At 58.6% G+C, this 17,977-nt stretch carries 17 protein-coding genes and 1 tRNA gene; 4 read left to right on the plus strand and 14 right to left on the minus strand.

All coding sequences use genetic code 11. The annotated features are described in order from the left end of the window. Positions 1-87: 87 nt before the first annotated feature. The 8 genes from ACIQUH_RS15205 to cpdR all read right to left on the minus strand — a co-directional run bounded on the left by ACIQUH_RS15205 (position 88) and on the right by cpdR (position 7,310). A complete protein-coding gene (locus ACIQUH_RS15205) occupies positions 88-1,095 on the minus strand; it encodes an aldo/keto reductase (protein ID WP_400816469.1) in 1,008 nt (335 codons plus the stop codon). After that, positions 1,092-2,066, minus strand: coding sequence for a sugar-binding transcriptional regulator (locus ACIQUH_RS15210; protein WP_400816471.1), 975 nt, complete (start codon positions 2,064-2,066; stop codon positions 1,092-1,094). The genes ACIQUH_RS15205 and ACIQUH_RS15210 overlap by 4 nt, the downstream gene beginning before the upstream one ends. Before the next feature lie 41 nt (positions 2,067-2,107). Then, a complete protein-coding gene (locus ACIQUH_RS15215; RefSeq protein WP_400816473.1) occupies positions 2,108-3,109 on the minus strand; it encodes an ABC transporter permease in 1,002 nt (333 codons plus the stop codon). Between the two features lie 12 nt (positions 3,110-3,121). After that, positions 3,122-4,642: a sugar ABC transporter ATP-binding protein gene (locus ACIQUH_RS15220; RefSeq protein ID WP_400816475.1), complete on the minus strand. Its 1,521-nt coding sequence runs from the start codon at positions 4,640-4,642 to the stop codon at positions 3,122-3,124. Between the two features lie 70 nt (positions 4,643-4,712). After that, the gene (locus ACIQUH_RS15225) at positions 4,713-5,726 is read right to left on the minus strand and encodes a substrate-binding domain-containing protein (protein WP_400816477.1); all 1,014 of its coding nucleotides are present in this window, start codon (positions 5,724-5,726) and stop codon (positions 4,713-4,715) included. A gap of 325 nt (positions 5,727-6,051) precedes the next feature. Continuing rightward, the gene (locus tag ACIQUH_RS15230) at positions 6,052-6,288 is read right to left on the minus strand and encodes an acyl carrier protein (protein WP_400816590.1); all 237 of its coding nucleotides are present in this window, start codon (positions 6,286-6,288) and stop codon (positions 6,052-6,054) included. 503 nt (positions 6,289-6,791) lie between these two features. Continuing rightward, positions 6,792-6,866, minus strand: a tRNA-Val gene (locus ACIQUH_RS15235). A gap of 81 nt (positions 6,867-6,947) precedes the next feature. Next, a complete protein-coding gene (cpdR, locus tag ACIQUH_RS15240; protein WP_003497910.1) occupies positions 6,948-7,310 on the minus strand; it encodes a cell cycle two-component system response regulator CpdR in 363 nt (120 codons plus the stop codon). A gap of 181 nt (positions 7,311-7,491) precedes the next feature. On the opposite strand from cpdR, the gene ACIQUH_RS15245 reads away from it, so the two are divergent. Further along, positions 7,492-8,376 carry an N-formylglutamate amidohydrolase gene (locus tag ACIQUH_RS15245; RefSeq protein ID WP_400816479.1) on the plus strand — a complete coding sequence of 295 codons (885 nt, stop codon included), beginning with the start codon at positions 7,492-7,494 and terminating at the stop codon, positions 8,374-8,376. Between the two features lie 318 nt (positions 8,377-8,694). Beyond that, positions 8,695-9,471, plus strand: coding sequence for a histidinol-phosphatase (gene hisN, locus ACIQUH_RS15250; RefSeq protein WP_400816481.1), 777 nt, complete (start codon positions 8,695-8,697; stop codon positions 9,469-9,471). 20 nt (positions 9,472-9,491) lie between these two features. Here the strand turns inward: hisN and ACIQUH_RS15255 are convergent, their stop codons facing one another. Further along, positions 9,492-10,433 (minus strand): alpha/beta fold hydrolase, encoded by a 942-nt coding sequence (locus tag ACIQUH_RS15255; protein WP_400816483.1) that lies wholly within the window; start codon positions 10,431-10,433, stop codon positions 9,492-9,494. A 378-nt stretch (positions 10,434-10,811) separates the two neighbouring features. Between ACIQUH_RS15255 and hspL the strand changes: the two genes are divergently transcribed. Next, positions 10,812-11,294 carry a heat shock protein HspL gene (hspL, locus tag ACIQUH_RS15260; protein ID WP_400816485.1) on the plus strand — a complete coding sequence of 161 codons (483 nt, stop codon included), beginning with the start codon at positions 10,812-10,814 and terminating at the stop codon, positions 11,292-11,294. A 66-nt stretch (positions 11,295-11,360) separates the two neighbouring features. Here hspL and ACIQUH_RS15265 read toward each other — a convergent pair whose 3' ends face one another. Further along, entirely contained in the window at positions 11,361-12,380 is a 1,020-nt protein-coding gene (locus ACIQUH_RS15265; protein ID WP_400816487.1) for a bile acid:sodium symporter family protein, read from the minus strand. Between the two features lie 98 nt (positions 12,381-12,478). Between ACIQUH_RS15265 and ACIQUH_RS15270 the strand changes: the two genes are divergently transcribed. Beyond that, the gene (locus ACIQUH_RS15270; RefSeq protein ID WP_400816489.1) at positions 12,479-13,339 is read left to right on the plus strand and encodes a LysR family transcriptional regulator; all 861 of its coding nucleotides are present in this window, start codon (positions 12,479-12,481) and stop codon (positions 13,337-13,339) included. A gap of 55 nt (positions 13,340-13,394) precedes the next feature. On the opposite strand, the gene glpK is transcribed toward ACIQUH_RS15270, so the two are convergent. From glpK to ACIQUH_RS15290, 4 genes are all read right to left on the minus strand, one after another. After that, positions 13,395-14,894, minus strand: coding sequence for a glycerol kinase GlpK (gene glpK, locus ACIQUH_RS15275; protein ID WP_400816593.1), 1,500 nt, complete (start codon positions 14,892-14,894; stop codon positions 13,395-13,397). Positions 14,895-14,963: 69 nt separating this feature from the next. Further along, positions 14,964-16,685, minus strand: a complete 1,722-nt coding sequence (locus ACIQUH_RS15280; RefSeq protein ID WP_400816491.1) for an extracellular solute-binding protein — start codon at positions 16,683-16,685, stop codon at positions 14,964-14,966. A gap of 75 nt (positions 16,686-16,760) precedes the next feature. Further along, entirely contained in the window at positions 16,761-17,054 is a 294-nt protein-coding gene (locus ACIQUH_RS15285) for a DUF2160 domain-containing protein (protein ID WP_400816493.1), read from the minus strand. 2 nt (positions 17,055-17,056) lie between these two features. Next, a complete protein-coding gene (locus ACIQUH_RS15290) occupies positions 17,057-17,977 on the minus strand; it encodes a carbohydrate ABC transporter permease (RefSeq protein ID WP_400816495.1) in 921 nt (306 codons plus the stop codon).

The raw sequence follows: 17,977 nt of genomic DNA on the forward strand, positions 1-17,977 counted from the left end.
ACCAGCGTCCCAATGTTGTTGACCGTTTAAAGCGACGTGAGAGACGGGACGAAAATTATGCGCTGCTCGCCTGAAATCCCGTCCCAGCTACATAATCAGGTATCGAGCCCCCCCAAGATGCTCCGCGACACCGGCACGGATGAGCGCCAGCTCACTCTCCGTGAGACGAAGACGCGCCGCGGCGGCGTTTTCAACCGCCTGATCCGGATCGCGTGCGCCGCACAGCGAAAATGTTATGCCCGGCTGGGCAATCGTCCAGGCAATCACCACCTGCGCGACCGAGGCCCCGTGGGCGGCCGCCACCGGTTCCAGCACGCCCATCAACCGCGCGATTTTCTGACGGTTCGCCTGGCTGAAGCGCGGGTTGCCGTGGCGCTGGTCGTCTTCTGCAAAGACCCGCTCAGGCCCGACCTTGCCCGACAGGAGACCGAGCGCCAGCGATGAATAGCTGAGAACCGAGACGGCATTCTTCCGGCAAAGCGGCAGCAGCGTCGTCTCGATATCCCGCTTCACCATGGAATATTCTTCCTGAATGCCATCCAGCGCGCCGGTGGCGATATAGGCCTCGAGATCGCCGGGCGAGACGTTGCTTGCTCCGATGGAGCGGATCTTCCCCTCCTCCTTCAGCCGCACCAAAGCCCCGACCGTTTCGGCAATCGGCGTCGTGGCATCCTGCCAATGGGTCACGTAGTGATCGATATAGTCAGTTCCGAGCCGCTTCAGGCTTTCTTCGACCTCGTAACGAATGGAAGCGGCGCCGAGATAACGGTGAACCGGTTTGCCGTCCTGATGGAAAAAATAGGCACCCTCATTCACATGCCAGACGAGCCCGCATTTCGTGACCAGCACCACCTTGTCGCGCCTGCCGGCTATCGCCTTGCCGACGATGGTTTCCGCAAGCCCCATGCCATAGGCCGGCGCGGTGTCGATGAGGGAAATACCCGCATCGATGGAGGCCTGAATGGCGGCGATGGATTGCCGTTCGTCTGTGCCGCCCCACATCCAGCCGCCAATGGCCCAGGTGCCAAGCCCCACCACGGAAGCGCTGATGCCGCTGCCGCCGATCGTCCGGGTCAATATTGCATTGTCCGTCACGAGGTTTCCCCTCCTTCATGATCCAGTAAATAGCCGGCTATCGCCTCATCCACGACGAGCGAGGTCAGATAGCGACCGGCAAGCGTGGCCGCTACAGGTCCGGCCTTGATGGCGCCTGCCGCCACACCGATGATATTCGGGCACCGGGCAAGTTGCCCGGGGTCCAGCGCCACCACACGTGAGTTGAGATCGATGCGCGCCAGCTGTCCGTCCGCCATTGTGAGATGGGCGAGAAACTCGCCGGCAATGCCCGCATCCACCAGCGCCTGCCCGCCACGGGCCGCATCCGGCAGAAGATCGTAATAGCCGGAACCGGGTGCCTCCACCGAGCCGATGCCGACCAGCGCCACCTGCGCCTGCCGCGCCAGATCGAACACCTCGCGGATCGATGCGACATTCATCAGGAGGTCGCGCTGTTCCTCATCCTCGGCAAACAGCGGTGCATGCACGAGCGACGCGCTGCCGCCGAGTTTCTCCGCCAGTTGCGTGGCGAGATGATTGACGTCCGTGTAGTGCTTGCCCTGCACGCCGCCGGTCAGCGGCACCACCCGCACATCGAAACGGCGCTCCGTTTCCAGGTTATCGACAACGGCACTTACCGCCTTGCCGCCGGTAATCGCAATCACGTCACCATCACGAATGGTCTCCAGCAAATGGTTGGCAGCCACCCGCCCGACCATCTGCAAGACGGTTTCCGAATTATCGGAGACCGTTGGCGTTACGACCGACTGCCTGAGGTCGAAACGGCGGGTGATCTCGTTTTCGAGGTCCACCAGCCTCTGATAGGGGCTGGCGATGGTGATCTTCACCATGCCCGCCTTGCGGCCGGCTGCAATCATGCGGTTCACCTTGGTATGGGAAAGATTGAGCCGTTCGGCGATTTCCGACTGCTTCACACCCTCGATGAAATGCAGCACCAGGACGGAATACATCTGCCTCTGTTGATCGAAATCGTCCTTGATATCCAGCATGGTCGTCTTTCTCCAGTTACCCTCGGGCGAGCGACGCGCGCTCAACGGCGGCGCCTGACCAGATAGTGGTCGAACAGGACCGCAGTCAGCAATATGCTGCCCCTGATGATGTCCTGCCAGTAGACAGACACATTGAGCAAGGCAAGCGAGCTGGAAACCACCGAAAGAAGGATCGCCCCAAGGATCGCGCCGAGAATGGTGCCCGAGCCGCCCGAAAGGCTCGCGCCGCCGATGACCGCCGCCGCAATCACGTTAAGTTCCATACCGACGCCGAAGCTTGGCTGGGCAGAGCCGAAACGGGCCATATAGATAACGCCTGCAACACCGCACAGCATCGAGCAGAGCGTGGTGGTGGCAAACACCACCCGGCCGACGCGGATGCCGGAATAAGCCGCGGCCTTCGGATTGCTGCCGGTATAGAACACCTTGCGGAAGGCTGTCGTGCGTCGCAGCAGCAGATCGAAAGCGACAACCACCACCGCGAAGATGATGAGAACCAGCGGAATGCCGCCAAGCGCGCCCTGACCGATGAACTTGAATTCCGGCGGCAGGGAATAGAGCCCAAGCGGCCGCCCGCCCGTTGCCAGCAGGCATACACCGCGCGCAATCACCATGACGCCGAGCGATACGATGAAATGATGCAGGCCGATGACGGTGGTCAGGAATCCCATGGCCATGCCGATCAGCGTCGTGAGGCAGATTGCGAGGCCCGCCGCCACCCATGGGTCGATGCCGTTGAGGAAGAGCCAGCCGGCCGCCACCATCGCAAGCGCCGTCACGGAGCCGACGGAAAGATCGATGCCGCCGGAGATCAGCAGGATCGTCATGCCCACCACGACGATGCTTTCGATGGCGAAGACCATGGCCATGGCCCGTAGATTGTCCACGGTCAGAAAATACGGCGATATGAACGACATCACCGCAAAAAGCGCGAGGATGATAACGATCAGCCCGGTTTCCCGCGCCTTGAGCGCCGGCTCCCACCAGGCCGCGCGGCGAACCGCCGTCTCGGCAAGGCTTGAAGGTGTTTCCGATGTTGCCATTTTCCCGCTCCCTCAGGCCCTTTCCGGGCTATGCACAATATTGATCGATGCGAGCTGCATGATCTTTTCCTCCGTCATGTCGTCGCCCTCGACCTCACCCGTGATCCGCCCCTCGCGCACGACCAGCACGCGGTCGCTGACGCCGATGAGTTCCGGCAATTCCGAGGAGATGACGACCACGCCGACCCCTTCACGCGCCAGTTCCCGTATCTGGCGGTGGATTTCCGCTTTGGCGCCCACATCCACCCCGCGTGTCGGCTCGTCCAGAAAGATGACCTCCGGCTCCACCGACAGCATCTTGGCCAGCGCCACCTTCTGCTGGTTGCCGCCGCTCAAGGTCGAGACGGCATCACCAACGCTGTTTGCGCGCAATTTCAGCCGGCGCCCGAGTTCGTCGGCGCGCTTCATCTCCTTGCGCCGCTCGATGAAGCCCATGCCGTTCGATATCCTGCCGATATCGAGTGCGGAAACATTGGAAGCGATGGACATGTTGAGGAACAGTCCGTCACCCTTGCGATCCTCGGAGAGATAGACCAGCCCCTCGCGGATGCTGTCCCGATAGTCTTTCAGCTTCAGCGGCCGGCCACGCAGCGTAACCTCGCCTCTCGGTTTTCCCTCCAGCCGACAGACGGCCCGCGCAATCTCGCTGCGGCCCGCGCCGATCAGCCCGGCGAGCCCAAGAATTTCGCCCCGGCGCAGGTCGAAATCGACATCGAAAACGCGCCTTCCTTCATTCAGGCCCCGAACCGAGAGAATGACGTCGTCCGATTTTTCATCGTCCGAAAGCTTTGGCGGATAGAGCTTGTCGAGAACCCGCCCGACCATGCTGTTGACGACTTCTTCCGGGGAAATATCGGCAATATTCTCCGTCCTGATATGGCAGCCGTCGCGCATGACGGTGATGCGGTCGCAATGCTCGAAAATCTCCGCCATGCGGTGAGAAATATAGATGATGGCGATACCGCGCGCCGCCAGCCGGTGCATGATCTTGAAAAGCGTCTGCGCCTCGGTCTCGGTGAGTGCCGCCGTCGGCTCGTCGAGGATCAGGATACGGCAATCGAGCGTCAGTGCCTTGGCGATCTCGACGATCTGCTGCTGCGAAATCGACAGGTCGCCGGCCCTTCGGGCGGGATCTATATCGCCGATCTCCCGCAGCACCTTTGCCGCCCGCTTTTCCAGATCGCGATAATTCATGAACCAGGAACGGCTTTGGCCGGTCTGCGACATGAACATGTTTTCGGCGACCGAAATCTCCGGGCAGAGCGCGATCTCCTGATGCACGAAACCGATGCCGAGCCGGTTCGCCGCATTGGGCGAGGATATCTTGACCGTTTTGCCATCCAGCACGATTTCCCCGCCATCCGGCTGCAGAATGCCGTCGATGATATGCATCAGCGTCGACTTGCCGGCACCGTTTTCACCCGCCAGCGCGTGGATTTCGCCGCGCCGCAGCTCCAGCGCCGCATTGCGCAGCGCCCGCACGGGGCCAAACGCCTTGTGAATATTCGTCATGCTGAGGATGACCTCACCCATAACGCCCTCCCGAACCTGCTTCCCCTTGTGGCCGGCGAGGCGCAAACCTCGCCGGGTCCAGAGCGACGCGTCAGCGCCCCTTCATATAGTCGTTGAGATCGAAGGAGGCGGCGTTCGCCTTGGTGATGACGGCGAAACCATTGTCCATCGAAGGAACCTGCATCGGGTTGAAGCCGGAAACCTTGTAGTCGTTGAACGGGTCGATCAGATCCGAATGGGCGCCGAGAAACGTGTTCATGAAGCCCATGAAGCCCTGAACCCCCTGATTGGGATTGATGGACATGTAGATATTGCCCTGCTTGATATGCTCCAGCGTGGCCGGGGTGATATCCGCATGCAGGATCAGGACCTTCTTCTTCGCCTCAAGGACCGCAGCCGTCGCGCCTTCGGCCGAACCGGCTTCGGGAATCCACAGGGCACCCAGATTGGGGTTGGCCTGCAGCAATGCGCCGACCGCCTGGTAGGCAAGGTTCGAATCCTGATTGGTCGCCTGACGGCCGACCAGCTTCATCTGCGGATAGGTGCGCCCCATATAGTCGATGAGGGCCGTGACGCGCAGATCGTGGTTGCTCTGTCCCGGATTTTCCAGAACGGCATATTCACCTTTTTCGCCGAGTTTCTTGACGATTTCGTCAGCCGCGAATTTCGCCTCGGCAACATTGTCAGAGGTGATATAAGCGGTGCGCTTCGACTTCGGAGAATCCGCCGCAAAAGTCGTCACCGAAACGCCGGAGCCGATCGCCTTGTTGATCGGTTCGATAAAGGGATCGGCCTGCATCGGGTGCAGCAGAATGCCTTTCGGCTTCTTCACCAGTTCCTGCTCGAAAGATGCGATCTGCTTGGTGATGTCATATTCCGGGGTGCCGGTGAAAACGGCCTCGCAGCCGAGCGCCTTTGCGGCCTGCTTGAACCCCTCGAAGACCGGCACCCAATAGGGGTGGCTGGAAACCATGACGTTCATCACATAGGTCTCACCCGGCTCGCAGGCAAACTTGCCCGCAGCAACGGCCTGTGAACCGGCACCAGCGGAAATCGCCACGGCTAAAACACCCGCGGCAGCGGTCGATTTCAGAAAAGCCAACATATTCCCCTCCCAAGGACAATGACTTAGTCCGCAATAAATTTTATTGGATGTAATTTATTGCATGTCAATTGGGATAGCCGGAAACCGAGCAGCCGTCAATGCCTTTGAATTTTATTTTATAACGTGAAATTTATTGCGACCTATTCAGAGAAGAAGGGATATCAGGTGGGAACCGGCCCAGAAGCGGCAGCGGTGAACAGCGCCTAATCGGCATCGAGCAAATAAAGGATGAATTTGTGGAGGACATAAGCGCCGGCAATGGCGGGGACGAAATAGATGAAGGGATGGACTATCGCCATATCGAACGCACTTTTTCGAGATCGGACTAAGTCGTTGCCAGCTGAATGAAGCGAATGGCATCACCGACAGTGGAAAGACTGTCTGCGGCGGCATCGGGAATTTCGATGCCAAATTCCTCTTCGATCTCCATGACGATCTGAACGACCTCAAGCGAATCCGCATTCAGATCTTCGGAAAAATTCGCCGTATCGATTATTTTATCATCCGCTATTCCGAGCTGCTCGCCGATGATTTTTGTCACCCGGTTTCTTATCTCGGATATTGCGGTATCTGTCGTGACCGAAAAACTCACCATCTCGACTCCGAGTTGCTGTCTTCCCTGCTGACGTCATCCGACATCCACCGATAAAAGACGAAAATTCCCATTGCGAGGACAACAAGGGATATGAGGCTACCCAGGTTCGACATTGCTCTCTCATTTCTACCCCCCCCCCCCGATAAAATCTAAGCTTCGGAAGGCGTGACAGGCAATGAGGATTTTGTAATTTATTGTTGCATAACCGGCATTTAGATCGCCCTTTATCTCAGAACTTTTCCGGTTTTTGGGGAATTGTATCCGGCTCGCAGGCCGCACCGCAGTGACATGGATAGCCATGCTTCATCCGGCCATAAGCGAAATATTCGGGACGGCTTGATGGTGGCAAGTCACGCAGGTGCTGGATCGCATGTTCGGGAAAACATTTTCGGCAGACCCGCCAAATCCAAAGGCCAAAATGTAAAAAGGCCCTGCAATATCTTGCAAGGCCTTGATACTCAAAATTCGGATGGTGGGCGTGACAGGGATTGAACCTGTGACCCCTACGATGTCAACGTAGTGCTCTCCCGCTGAGCTACACGCCCTCCGTGGCGGCGGATAGACCACAAAACCGGTTCATGCGTCAACTGCTTTTTTTCGGTTTTGTGAAGGTTTTTTGAGAGGCCTTACGCCACAAGGAGTTTGTTGACCTCATCCACCAGATCGCGCAGATGGAACGGCTTGGAAAGCACCTTGGCGTCCTTCGGAGCCTTCGAATCGGCGTTCAGTGCAACGGCTGCAAAGCCGGTGATGAACATCACCTTGAGGTCGGGATCGAGTTCGGTCGCGCGCCGCGCAAGTTCGATGCCATCCATTTCGGGCATGACAATATCGGTCAGCAGCAGCGAAAATGGTTCTTCGCGAAGCCGGTCATAGGCGCTTGCGCCATTATCGAAGGAAGAAACCTTGTAACCGGCTTTTTCCAGCGCCTTGACGAGGAAGCGGCGCATATCGTTGTCGTCTTCAGCGAGAAGAATTTTCTGATTCATCATAAGTGACCGTAACTGCTCAATGTTTGGAATACCCTAGCCCGATTATAGGATTTTCACGGTAAATATCCTGTGAACGTGTGAATCGGTATAGCGCTGCTTGGGCGATAGTATGGACTTGCCGCACCGTAACTGGCAACATGAACATCCCGATTGTTTGCGACATGGTAAATGGCACTGAATGGACTGGGTAACGGGTGAATATGAGCTGTTTGAAGTAACGGAACCTGCCGTTCAAACCCTGCCATTCGTCTATAATTCCCCCCATAGCGGCCGCTGCTACCCCATTTCCTTCCTGGAATCGGCGCGACTCGATTCGCATGAGATTCGCCGCTCGGAAGATCACTTCGTCGACGAGCTGTTCGCGGCAGCACCGGAGATCGGCGCGCCGCTTCTGAAAGCGAATTTTCCGCGCGCCTATCTGGACGTCAATCGCGAGCCCTACGAACTCGATCCCCGCATGTTCGAAGGCACGCTTCCGCCTTATGCCAATATCGGCTCCATGCGGGTCGCCGGCGGTCTCGGAACCGTGCCGCGCATCGTCGCCGAGAATATGGATATCTATGCCCACCGTCTGCCGGTCGACGAGGCGCTTTCGCGGATCGAGACGATCTACAAGCCCTATCATGCCTGCCTGCGCCGCCTTTTATCCCGCACCCACGCCAATTTCGGAATGGCGGTGCTGATCGATTGCCATTCCATGCCGGGCAATATCCGCGTTGCCGGCTCTAATCTGCGGCCGGATGTGATTATCGGTGATCGCTATGGCACCAGCGCATCCCAGGAAGTCTCCCGCGCCGCCCTGCATTTTCTTGAGGAACTGGGTTTCATCGCGGTCTGCAACAAACCCTATGCCGGCGGCTTCATCACCGAACATTATGGCCGGCCCATCCGCTCTCTCCATGCGCTGCAGATCGAAGTCAACCGGGCGCTTTACGTGGATGAAAAGACGCTTTTGAAAAAAGCCGATTTTCCCGCCATACAGGCATCGCTTGAAATCTTCATGCGCCAGCTCGGCGCCTTCGTTTCCGAATACGCGATAGAAACGTCGCTCGCTGCCGAATAACGGCTCGAATTACCCGCTCTTTCAACCTTTACCCAAGATCATCTGGCGGCCCGCCGGACAAAAAAAACCGCGCCTTGGCGCGGTCAAGTCTAGGGAGGAAACACCCAAGGAGGGTATTTACAGTCAAAGACTGTAGAATCACGCTACGCAGTAAGTGCACAATTGTCAATCATTTTATTTTATGCATATTTTTTAGGCTTATGCTGAAAATATGGAAACGCCGACCCCCTTAACCGTATGAGTGGACGGCGGATGTGATTCCGGTCTATGCATTGCGCCACAGAATTCAGACCCAATATTCAGGCAATGAGGTTTCGCATGCTGCCCGACCGGGATTTCTTCTTCAAACTTGCCGATGCCGCCAGCGCTGAAACGCTTCCCCGCTTCCGCACGGGTATTGCCGTCACCAATAAACAGGATGGTGGCTACGATCCGGTGACGGAAGGCGATCAGGCAGCGGAAACCGCCATTCGCGCGCTTATCGAAGAACGTTTTCCGCAGCATGGCATTCTGGGCGAAGAACACGGCAATATCGGCCTCGACCGTGACCATATCTGGGTCATAGACCCGATTGACGGCACCCGCGCCTTCATTTCCGGCGTGCCGGTCTGGGGCACGCTGATTGGTTTTCAGTCGGCCGGCCGGGCCACTATGGGCATCATGGACCAGCCCTTCACCAAAGAGCGTTATTTCGCCGATGGCGAAGCAGCCTGGTATTTCGGGCCGGATGGCGAGCGGAAAATACGCACGCGCGACTGTGCTTCGTTATCGGATGCCGTGATGTTCACCACCAGCCCCCACATCTTCACTGCGGAGGAAAAGCCCTGTTACGAAAAAGTGCAGGATCAGGTCCGCCTTTTCCGCTACGGCGTGGATTGTTACGCCTATTGCCTGCTTGCGGCTGGCCATGTCGATCTGGTGATTGAATCCGGCCTGAAGCCCTATGATGTTGGCGCATTGATTCCCGTGATCGAACAGGCTGGCGGCATCATGACCACCTGGGATGGCGGACGTCCGGAAAATGGTGGCCGCATTCTCGCGGCCGGCTCAAAGGCGGTACACGAACAGGCCCTCGCCATTCTCTCGAAGCTCTAGGCAACCCGCTTGAGTGGCCATCACTCCGGCGCAAAAAAAGCGTCGATGGCCGCCAGCGCCTGTTTGCGGAAAACATCACGCTCATGCAGCAATTCATGGCGCGCTCCGGTGATCGGAAGAAGTTGCGCTGCCCGGAAATTGCGTGAGAGTTCTTCCTGCGCCTTATAGGGCGTGATGGTATCCAGCATCGGCGCCAGAATGAGGGTCGGAATGGTGATATCAGTCAGATGGTCCTGACGGACTACCCGCCCCATGGTCTTCAGCGCCTCATAGACCCAGCGCGCCGTCGGCGCACCGATGAAAAGTTCCGGAAATTGCCTGTGCAGTGAGAGATTTCTTGCAAAACGCTTGGCATCCGAGGTGAGCGGATTGCCGTCGAAATCCCGCTCCCGCTGATCCTTGCCGAGCTGAACCCGTCCAAGGCCAACGAGGCTTAGAGCCGTGGCCACCAGCCGGATGACGGATGAGGGGACGGATTGCTGGCTGTCCAGCTCGATAAAGGGCGAACAAAGCGCCAGACGGTCGATCCGGTTCGACAGGCCGGGGGCGGCGGCAAGGGCTGCAAGCGCGCCGGTGGAATGCGCGATCATGAAGAATGGCAGCCGCGTATCCGGCAACACCACCTGCTCAAGAAAAAGGCTGATATCATGCTGATAGTCGGAAAACCGTCGCACATGCCCGGCACCCGGTTTTTTCAGCAATCTTTCGGAGCCGCCCTGCCCGCGCGTATCGAAGGTCGCAACCCAGAAACCCATGGCGGTAAGGTCACCGACCGTTTCGAAATATTTCTCGATACATTCGTTCCTGCCATGCAGCAGAACCACCGTTCCGCGGGCCACCTGGCGGCTGGAACGAAAGATAGCGTATCGAAGCTGTTTACCGCGATCGCCGGTAAAATATCCGACGGTATGGTTGCCGGGAACCGGGTTGTCTTCGCTGGCGCGCAATGTGGCTTCGATCATCGGTCTTTTCCGGCTTTTCTGCCTTTTCGGGATAGGTCGGCGGCGCGGGAAGGTCAAAGAAAAAATTGCCGGAACCGTCGGTTAAAGCAGTCGCGGTTCCGGCGAATAAGACAGAAGAAGAAGGGACGTTATTGCTTCTGTCCACGGAGAATATCTCCGATGACCGATGTTTTATGGCTCGCAAACTGAACGATGCCGGAACCTGACGTTCAGCCATGGTTCATGTTGCTTTCGCCTTTTCGCGCCCCTTGACGCGGCGGCAAGCCATTCCCATCTCATTCATGCGGTCGCCAGAACGGGACCGCGCCATATGTCCGGCCGTCGCCAGAACGGGACGCCGGGCTTAACCGCAAACAGTCGCTTCTTAAGGAGGACACCATGCGTCACGTTGATTTTTCCCCCCTCTATCGTTCCACCGTCGGCTTCGACCGTCTTTTTTCGATGCTCGACGGCCTCGGCCAGCCCGAACAGGCCCAGTCCTATCCGCCCTACAATATCGAACGAACAGGTGAAAACACCTATCGGATCACCATGGCCGTTGCCGGTTTCGATGAAACCGAACTCAGCATCGAATCCCGCGCCAATGCGCTGACGGTGAAGGCCGAGAAGGCCACGGACGAAAAAACGACCGAAGGCGAATTCCTGTATCGCGGTATCGCCACGCGCGCCTTTGAACGCCGCTTCCAGCTTGCCGATCATGTCGAAGTCCAGACCGCTTCGCTGAAGAACGGCCTGCTTCACATCGATCTCGTCCGCAATATTCCGGAAGCCATGAAGCCACGCCGAATTGCGATCTCGTCTGACAGCGCCGAAGCGCCGAAGACCATTGAAGCCCAGATTGCGCCGGCACAGGTCAACTAAACTTTTCTCACATGCAAAACGAACGGCCCCCTTGCGGGGCCGTTTTTATTTGGGGACCTGCGTGCGTCAGCGCGTCGAAACCGCCGCGCCTTCTGCGGCGGCCGTTTCCGCTGTTGCTGCCTTTTCATGAGCCTTGCGGGCGTAACGCTGGGCCAGAACCGCACAGACCATCAGCTGAATCTGATGGAAAAGCATGATCGGCAGGACGATTGCGCCGATGCTCTGGCCCGCGAAGATGGCGCCCGCCATAGGCACGCCGCTGGCAAGGCTCTTTTTCGAGCCGCAGAAGGTGATGGTGATTTCATCGGCCTTGTCGAAACCCAGCAAGCGGCTGCCGAACATCGTCACGCACAGAACGAGCGCCAGCAGCAGGATATTGATGACGATGACCACGCCGATATCCCTGAGCGAAAACGTGTGCCAGATGCCTTCGATGACCGCATCGGAAAAAGCGAGATAAACGACCATCAGGATGGAGCCGCGATCGACCGGGGCCAGCAATTTCTTGCGCGCCCTGATCCAGTCACCGATCCACGGCTGCAGCACCTGACCGACGATGAAGGGCAGAAGCAGCTGCAGGAATATCTGCAGGAAAGCATCCAGCGAAAATCCACCGCCATGACCTCCCACCGTGAACAGCAGGCCGACCAGAAGCGGGGTCAGGAACATGCCGAAAATATTCGATGCGGAGGCCGAACAGATCGCAGCCGGCACATTTCCGCCCGCCATCGAGGTGAAGGCGATGGAGGACTGCACGGTGGATGGTAGCACGCAGAGAAACAACACACCCATATAAAGCGGGGCAGGCAGAATATTCTCGGGAATGAAACCAATCGCCACGCCGAGCAGAGGGAACAGGCCGAAGGTGACGAGAAGGATCGCCAGATGCAGGCGCCAGTGCAGGATACCGGCAATCACCACATCCCGCGAAAGCCGCGCGCCGTGCAGGAAGAACAGCAAAGCGATCGCGAGTTTTGTCGCCAGCCCGAAATACTCCGCCGGCTGACCGCTGATCGGCAAAATGGAGGCCAAAATCACGGTGGCCACCAGCATCATGGTGAAGCGATCAGGTAGGAAACGGGTCATGGGAGGTCTTTCCGGCATCGGTTTTGCTTGAAACGCGCGCTACTATCGCTCATCATGATTTCGGATGCAAAGATTAACAGTTATCATGATTTGAGATAATGCTGAACCTTCAACATCTTGCCAGCTTCGTGATGCTTCAGCAGACCGGCAGCTTCACGCTGGCTGCCGAACGGCTGGGCATTGGCCAATCCACTGTCAGCCAGCATATTCAAAGGCTTGAGGCAGCCCTTGGCCGTCGACTGATCGCACGCAGCACCCATCAGGTAAAACTGACCGGTGAGGGTGAGGCGCTTTTGGGTTACGCCCGCAACATGCTTGACATCGACAGCAAGGTTTCATCGCTCTTCAGCGAAAACCGTCTGCGTGGCCGACTGCGGCTCGGCGTGTCGGAAGATTTCGTCGCCAGCCGGCTGACGGCCATTCTGGAGGAATTCATCCGCCTCTATCCCCTGGTGGACCTTGAACTGACCGTTTCGCTGAGCGGCGTGCTTTACCAGATGCAGGATAATGGCGAGCTGGACGTGGTGCTGGCCAAACGCCGTCTTGGCGACAAGCTCGGCCATTTCCTCTACCGCGAACCGCTCGTCTGGCTGGCGCGCGACCCCGAACGCATGCTCAATCAGCCAGATGCCCTGCCGCTGATTGCCTTTCCGCCGCCGAGCATTACCAGAAAGGCGGCGCAGGAAGCACTGGATCGGGCCGGTCTCGCATGGCGGATCGTCTGCACCTGCGGCAGCCTGAGTGGACTTACCGCTGCGGCAAGGGCGGGCATGGGCATTCTGGTGCAACCCCGCAGCATGGCACCCGCCGGTCTCAAGGAAATTGCAGCGGATGTGCTGCCAGCTCTGGAAGATGTGGAATTCGTGCTTCAGCCGAGCAAGGGTACGGATACGAAGCTGGTGCGCGCCCTTTCCGATCTCGTATCGAGCAAGAGCATCGCACCCGGCAGCTTCGTATAGATTTCCCTGCGCATTGTCCGGACGTAAAACCGCTACGCAGTTTTACTGGAAATGCTCAGTTTTCCCGCTTCGAGAGGCAGCGGCCGACACTGTCGCGCCAGCCGGCGATGGCGTTCTTTCGCTCGCCCTCTTCCATCTCCGGGCTGAAGCGGCGGTCACGCCGCCAATGGTCGGCAAAGGCCTTGCGGTCCGGCCAGATGCCGGCGCGGGAAGCCGCAAGCCAGGCCGCACCGAGAATAGTCGTTTCCAGAAAGACCGGCCGGTCGACCGGTGCCGCGAGAATGTCCGCCAGTCGCTGCATGGTCCAATCGGAAGCGACCATGCCACCATCCACCCTCAGCACCGTCTTGCCATTGTCACCCGCCCAGTCCTTGCGCATGGCATCCAGAAGATCGAAGGTCTGGTAGGCAACGCTTTCCAGCGCCGCGCGCGCGAATTCCGCAGGGCCGGTGCCGCGCGTCAGGCCGAAGATCGCGCCGCGCGCCTCGGCATCCCAATAGGGCGCGCCAAGACCGGTAAAGGCCGGCACGAGATAAACACGCTGCCTGGGATCGGCCTTTTCGGCAAGCGCGCTGACTTCGGACGCAACCGAGATGAAACCAAGCTCGTCACGCAGCCATTGCACGGCGGCGCCGGCAATGAAGATCGAGCCTTCGAGCGCATAGGTCGTCACGCCATCGAGACGATAAGCAATTGTCGTCAGCAGCCGGTTGGTGGAGGCCACCCGGTCGGTGCCGGTGTTGAGCAGGGCAAAACAACCGGTGCCATAGGTGGATTTCATCATGCCCGGCTCGAAGCAGGCATTGCCGATCACCGCCGCCTGCTGGTCGCCGGCAACACCAAGGATCGGAATTTCCGCGCCCAGCAGCGATTTGTCCGTCACGCCGAAATCGGCGGCGCAATCCAGCACTTCCGGCAACATGGCGCGGGGAATGTCGAGGATGGACAGGAGTTCGTCATCCCAGGCATTGTCTTCGATATTGTAGATCAACGTGCGCGAGGCGTTGGTGGCATCGGTCACATGGCGCCGGCCGCCGGTGAGGCGGTAGATCAGGAAACTGTCGACGGTGCCGAAGCAGATGTCTCCCTTCACCGCCTTTTCGCGAAGGCCGCTGACGCTATCGAGAAGCCATTTCAGCTTCGTGCCGGAAAAGTAGGGATCGAGCAGCAGTCCGGTCTTTTTCGAAAAAAGCGGCTCGAGCCCCCTTCTTTTCAAATCCTCGCAAATCGGCGCGGCGCGCCGATCCTGCCAGACAACGGCGCGGTGCACCGCCTCGCCCGTGTTGCGGTCCCACAACACAGTCGTTTCGCGCTGATTGGTGATGCCGATGGCCTCGATATCGGAGGCGGCGATGCCGGCATCGGCAAGTGCCAGCCGGATGGTTTCGAGCACGCTTTTCCAGATATCCTCGGCATCGTGTTCGACCCAGCCGGAGGCCGGGAAATGTTGCGGAAATTCTCGCTGACCGACACCGATAACCCGCATGTCGCGATCAAAGACCATCGACCGTGTCGACGTCGTTCCCTGATCGATCGCCAGAATATAACCGCCCATCATGCCACTCCCTTTCAGACGCAATGACCGGGGCGGCAAGCCGCCCCGGTTTCAGATTTTACGCAGACATCACTTCTGCCAGCTTTTGACCAGTTCGTCGTAATTGACGGTGACCGGCTTTTCCTTTTCGTTGGCAATCTTCAGCTGCGGCGCCAAATTGCCCTTCGAAACGGCATCCTTGTTCCAGTATTCGATATCGTGCTCTTCCGCCAGTTTCGGGCCGATATCACCCTGAACGCCGGCGCGTTCCAGACGGCTCATGACCTTTTCCTGCTCGGCGCAAAGGGAGTCCATCGCGGCTTGCGCGGTTTTTGCACCCGATGAAGCATCGCCGATCGCCTGCCACCACAGCTGCGCCAGCTTCGGATAATCAGGAACGTTGGTGCCGGTCGGCGACCATTGCACGCGGGCCGGTGAACGATAGAACTCGATGAGACCGCCGAGTTTGGACGCCCGATCCGTGAAGCTCTTATGGTGGATGGTGGTGTCGCGAATGAAGGTGAGACCCACATGGCTCTTCTTCACATCCACGGTCTTGGAGGTCACGAACTGTGCGTAGAGCCAGGCGGCCTTGGCGCGGTCGTCGGGGGTGGATTTCATCAACGTCCACGAACCCACGTCCTGATAACCGAGCTTCATGCCGTCCTTCCAGTAGACGCCGTGCGGCGAAGGTGCGACGCGCCATTTCGGCGAACCGTCCTCGTTCACAACAGGCAGGCCGGGCTTGGCCATATCGGCGGTAAAGGCCGTGTACCAGAAGATCTGCTGGGCGATATTGCCCTGCGCCGGCACCGGACCGGATTCGGAGAAGGTCATGCCCTGCGCTTCCGGCGGCGCATATTTCTTCAGCCATTCGAGATATTTCTCGATGGAATACACCGAAGCCGGGCCGTTGGTATCGCCGCCGCGCGCCACGCAGGAGCCGACCGGCTGCGACTTGTCGTTGACCTTGATGCCCCATTCATCGACCGGCAGACCGTTCGGCAGGCCCTTGTCGCCGTTGCCGGCCATGGAGAGCCAGGCATCGGTAAAGCGCCAGCCGAGCGACGGATCCTTCTTGCCGTAGTCCATATGGCCGAAGACCTTCTTGCCGTCGACATCGCGACCGGTGAAGAATTCGGCAATATCCTCATAGGCCGACCAGTTGACCGGCACGCCGAGGTCATAACCGTATTTTGCCTTGAAATCGGCCTTGTTCTTTTCGTTGTTGAACCAGTCGTAACGGAACCAGTAGAGGTTCGCGAACTGCTGGTCGGGAAGCTGGTAGAGCTTCTTGTCCGGCGCGGTTGTAAAGGCGCTGCCGATGAAGTCCTTGAGATCGAGGCCGGGATTGGTGACGTCCTTGCCCTCATTGGCCATGAAGTCTGTGAGGTTGCGCACCTGCTGGTAGCGCCAATGCGTGCCGATGAGGTCGCTATCGTTGACCCAGCCGTCATAAAGGTTCTGGCCGGTCTGCATCTGGGTCTGGATTTTTTCGACGACGTCACCTTCCTGGATCAGGTCGTGCGTGACCTTGATGCCGGTAATGGCGGTGAAGGCCGGAGCCAGAACCTTGGATTCATATTCATGGGTCGTCAGAGATTCGGAAACGACCTTGATTTCCATGCCCGCGAAGGGTTTCGCGGCATCGACAAACCATTGCAGCTCCTTTTCCTGATCGCCACGCGAAAGCGACGAGAGATCGCCGATTTCCTTGTCCAGAAACTGCTTTGCTTCCTCCATTCCGGCGAAAGCGGAACCCGTCATTGCCAGCAGCATGGCCGCCATCGTCGTCATCAGATGCCGTCGCATATCAGTCCTCCCAGGGGTTTGCGATTGCATGAAGTCTGCGGGTGCGGTTTTCCTCCGCCGCACCATTTTCCTGCTCTAGACAAAACGGAAAACGCCGATGGCGTAGACCAAGGATAGAGCGAGAGCCCACCACAGGTTCGGGCCAACCAGCCCGAGCCATGCGAGATGAATGAAGGCGCTGCCGAGCAGCGAGATGAACAGCCTGTCGCCGCGCGTGGTCTCGAAGCGCAGAAGGCCGAAACGGGGATTGCCGCCGGGCGAGAGATATTCCCAGAACCACATGCCGACGAGCAGCAGCGCGATGGCGCCAAAAAAGGCCGCCGTCTGCCAGGTCCACGCCATCCATGAAAAATCGGGCATGTGCATCATGGTCAAACCCTCCCCAGCGCGAAGCCCTTGGCGATGTAATTGCGTACGAACCAGATCACCAGCGCACCGGGGATCAAGGTCAGCACGCCGGCGGCGGCAAGCAGGCCCCAGTCCATGCCGGCGGCCGAAACGGTGCGCGTCATCGTGGCGGCAATCGGCTTGGCGTCCGTGGTCGTCAGCGTGCGGGCGATCAGAAGTTCGACCCACGAGAACATGAAGCTGAAGAAGCAGGCGACTCCGATGCCGGAAGCGATGAGCGGCATGAAGATCTTCACGAAGAATTTCGGGAAGGAATAGCCGTCAATATAAGCGGTTTCGTCGATTTCCTTCGGCACGCCGGACATGAAGCCTTCGAGAATCCACACCGCCAGCGGCACGTTGAACAGGCAATGCGCCAGCGCCACCGCGATATGCGTGTCGATCAGCCCGAAAGCCGAATAAAGCTGAAAGAAGGGCAGAGCGAAGACGGCGGGCGGGGCCATGCGGTTGGTCAAAAGCCAGAAGAACAGGTGCTTGTCGCCCAAAAAGCGATAACGCGAGAAAGCATAGGCCGCCGGCAGCGCTGCCGCCACCGAGATCACCATGTTCATGACGACATAGATGATCGAATTGATGTAGCCCGAATACCAGGATGAATCGGTGAAGATCGTCCGGTAGTTCTGCAGCGTCGGCTGATGCGGATAAAGCGTCATGGATGACACGATTTCCGTGTTCGTCTTGAAGCTCATATTGACGAGCCAGTAGATCGGCACCAGCAGCAGCAGGATATAGATCGTCGGCACCAGCCAGGAAAAACGCGACGGCCCGTGATGGCGGCGCCGCGCATTGACGGCAAGGCCGGATCGTCCCGCCGCCCCGGCTCTCACCGGCGAATTGCCGATGCCGTTGCGCTCCACGCTTGTGGTGACATCAGAGGCGCTCAT

Origin of the sequence: Agrobacterium sp. NPDC090283 (assembly GCF_044769685.1) — a bacterium.
Taxonomy (GTDB): Bacteria; Pseudomonadota; Alphaproteobacteria; order Rhizobiales; family Rhizobiaceae; genus Agrobacterium.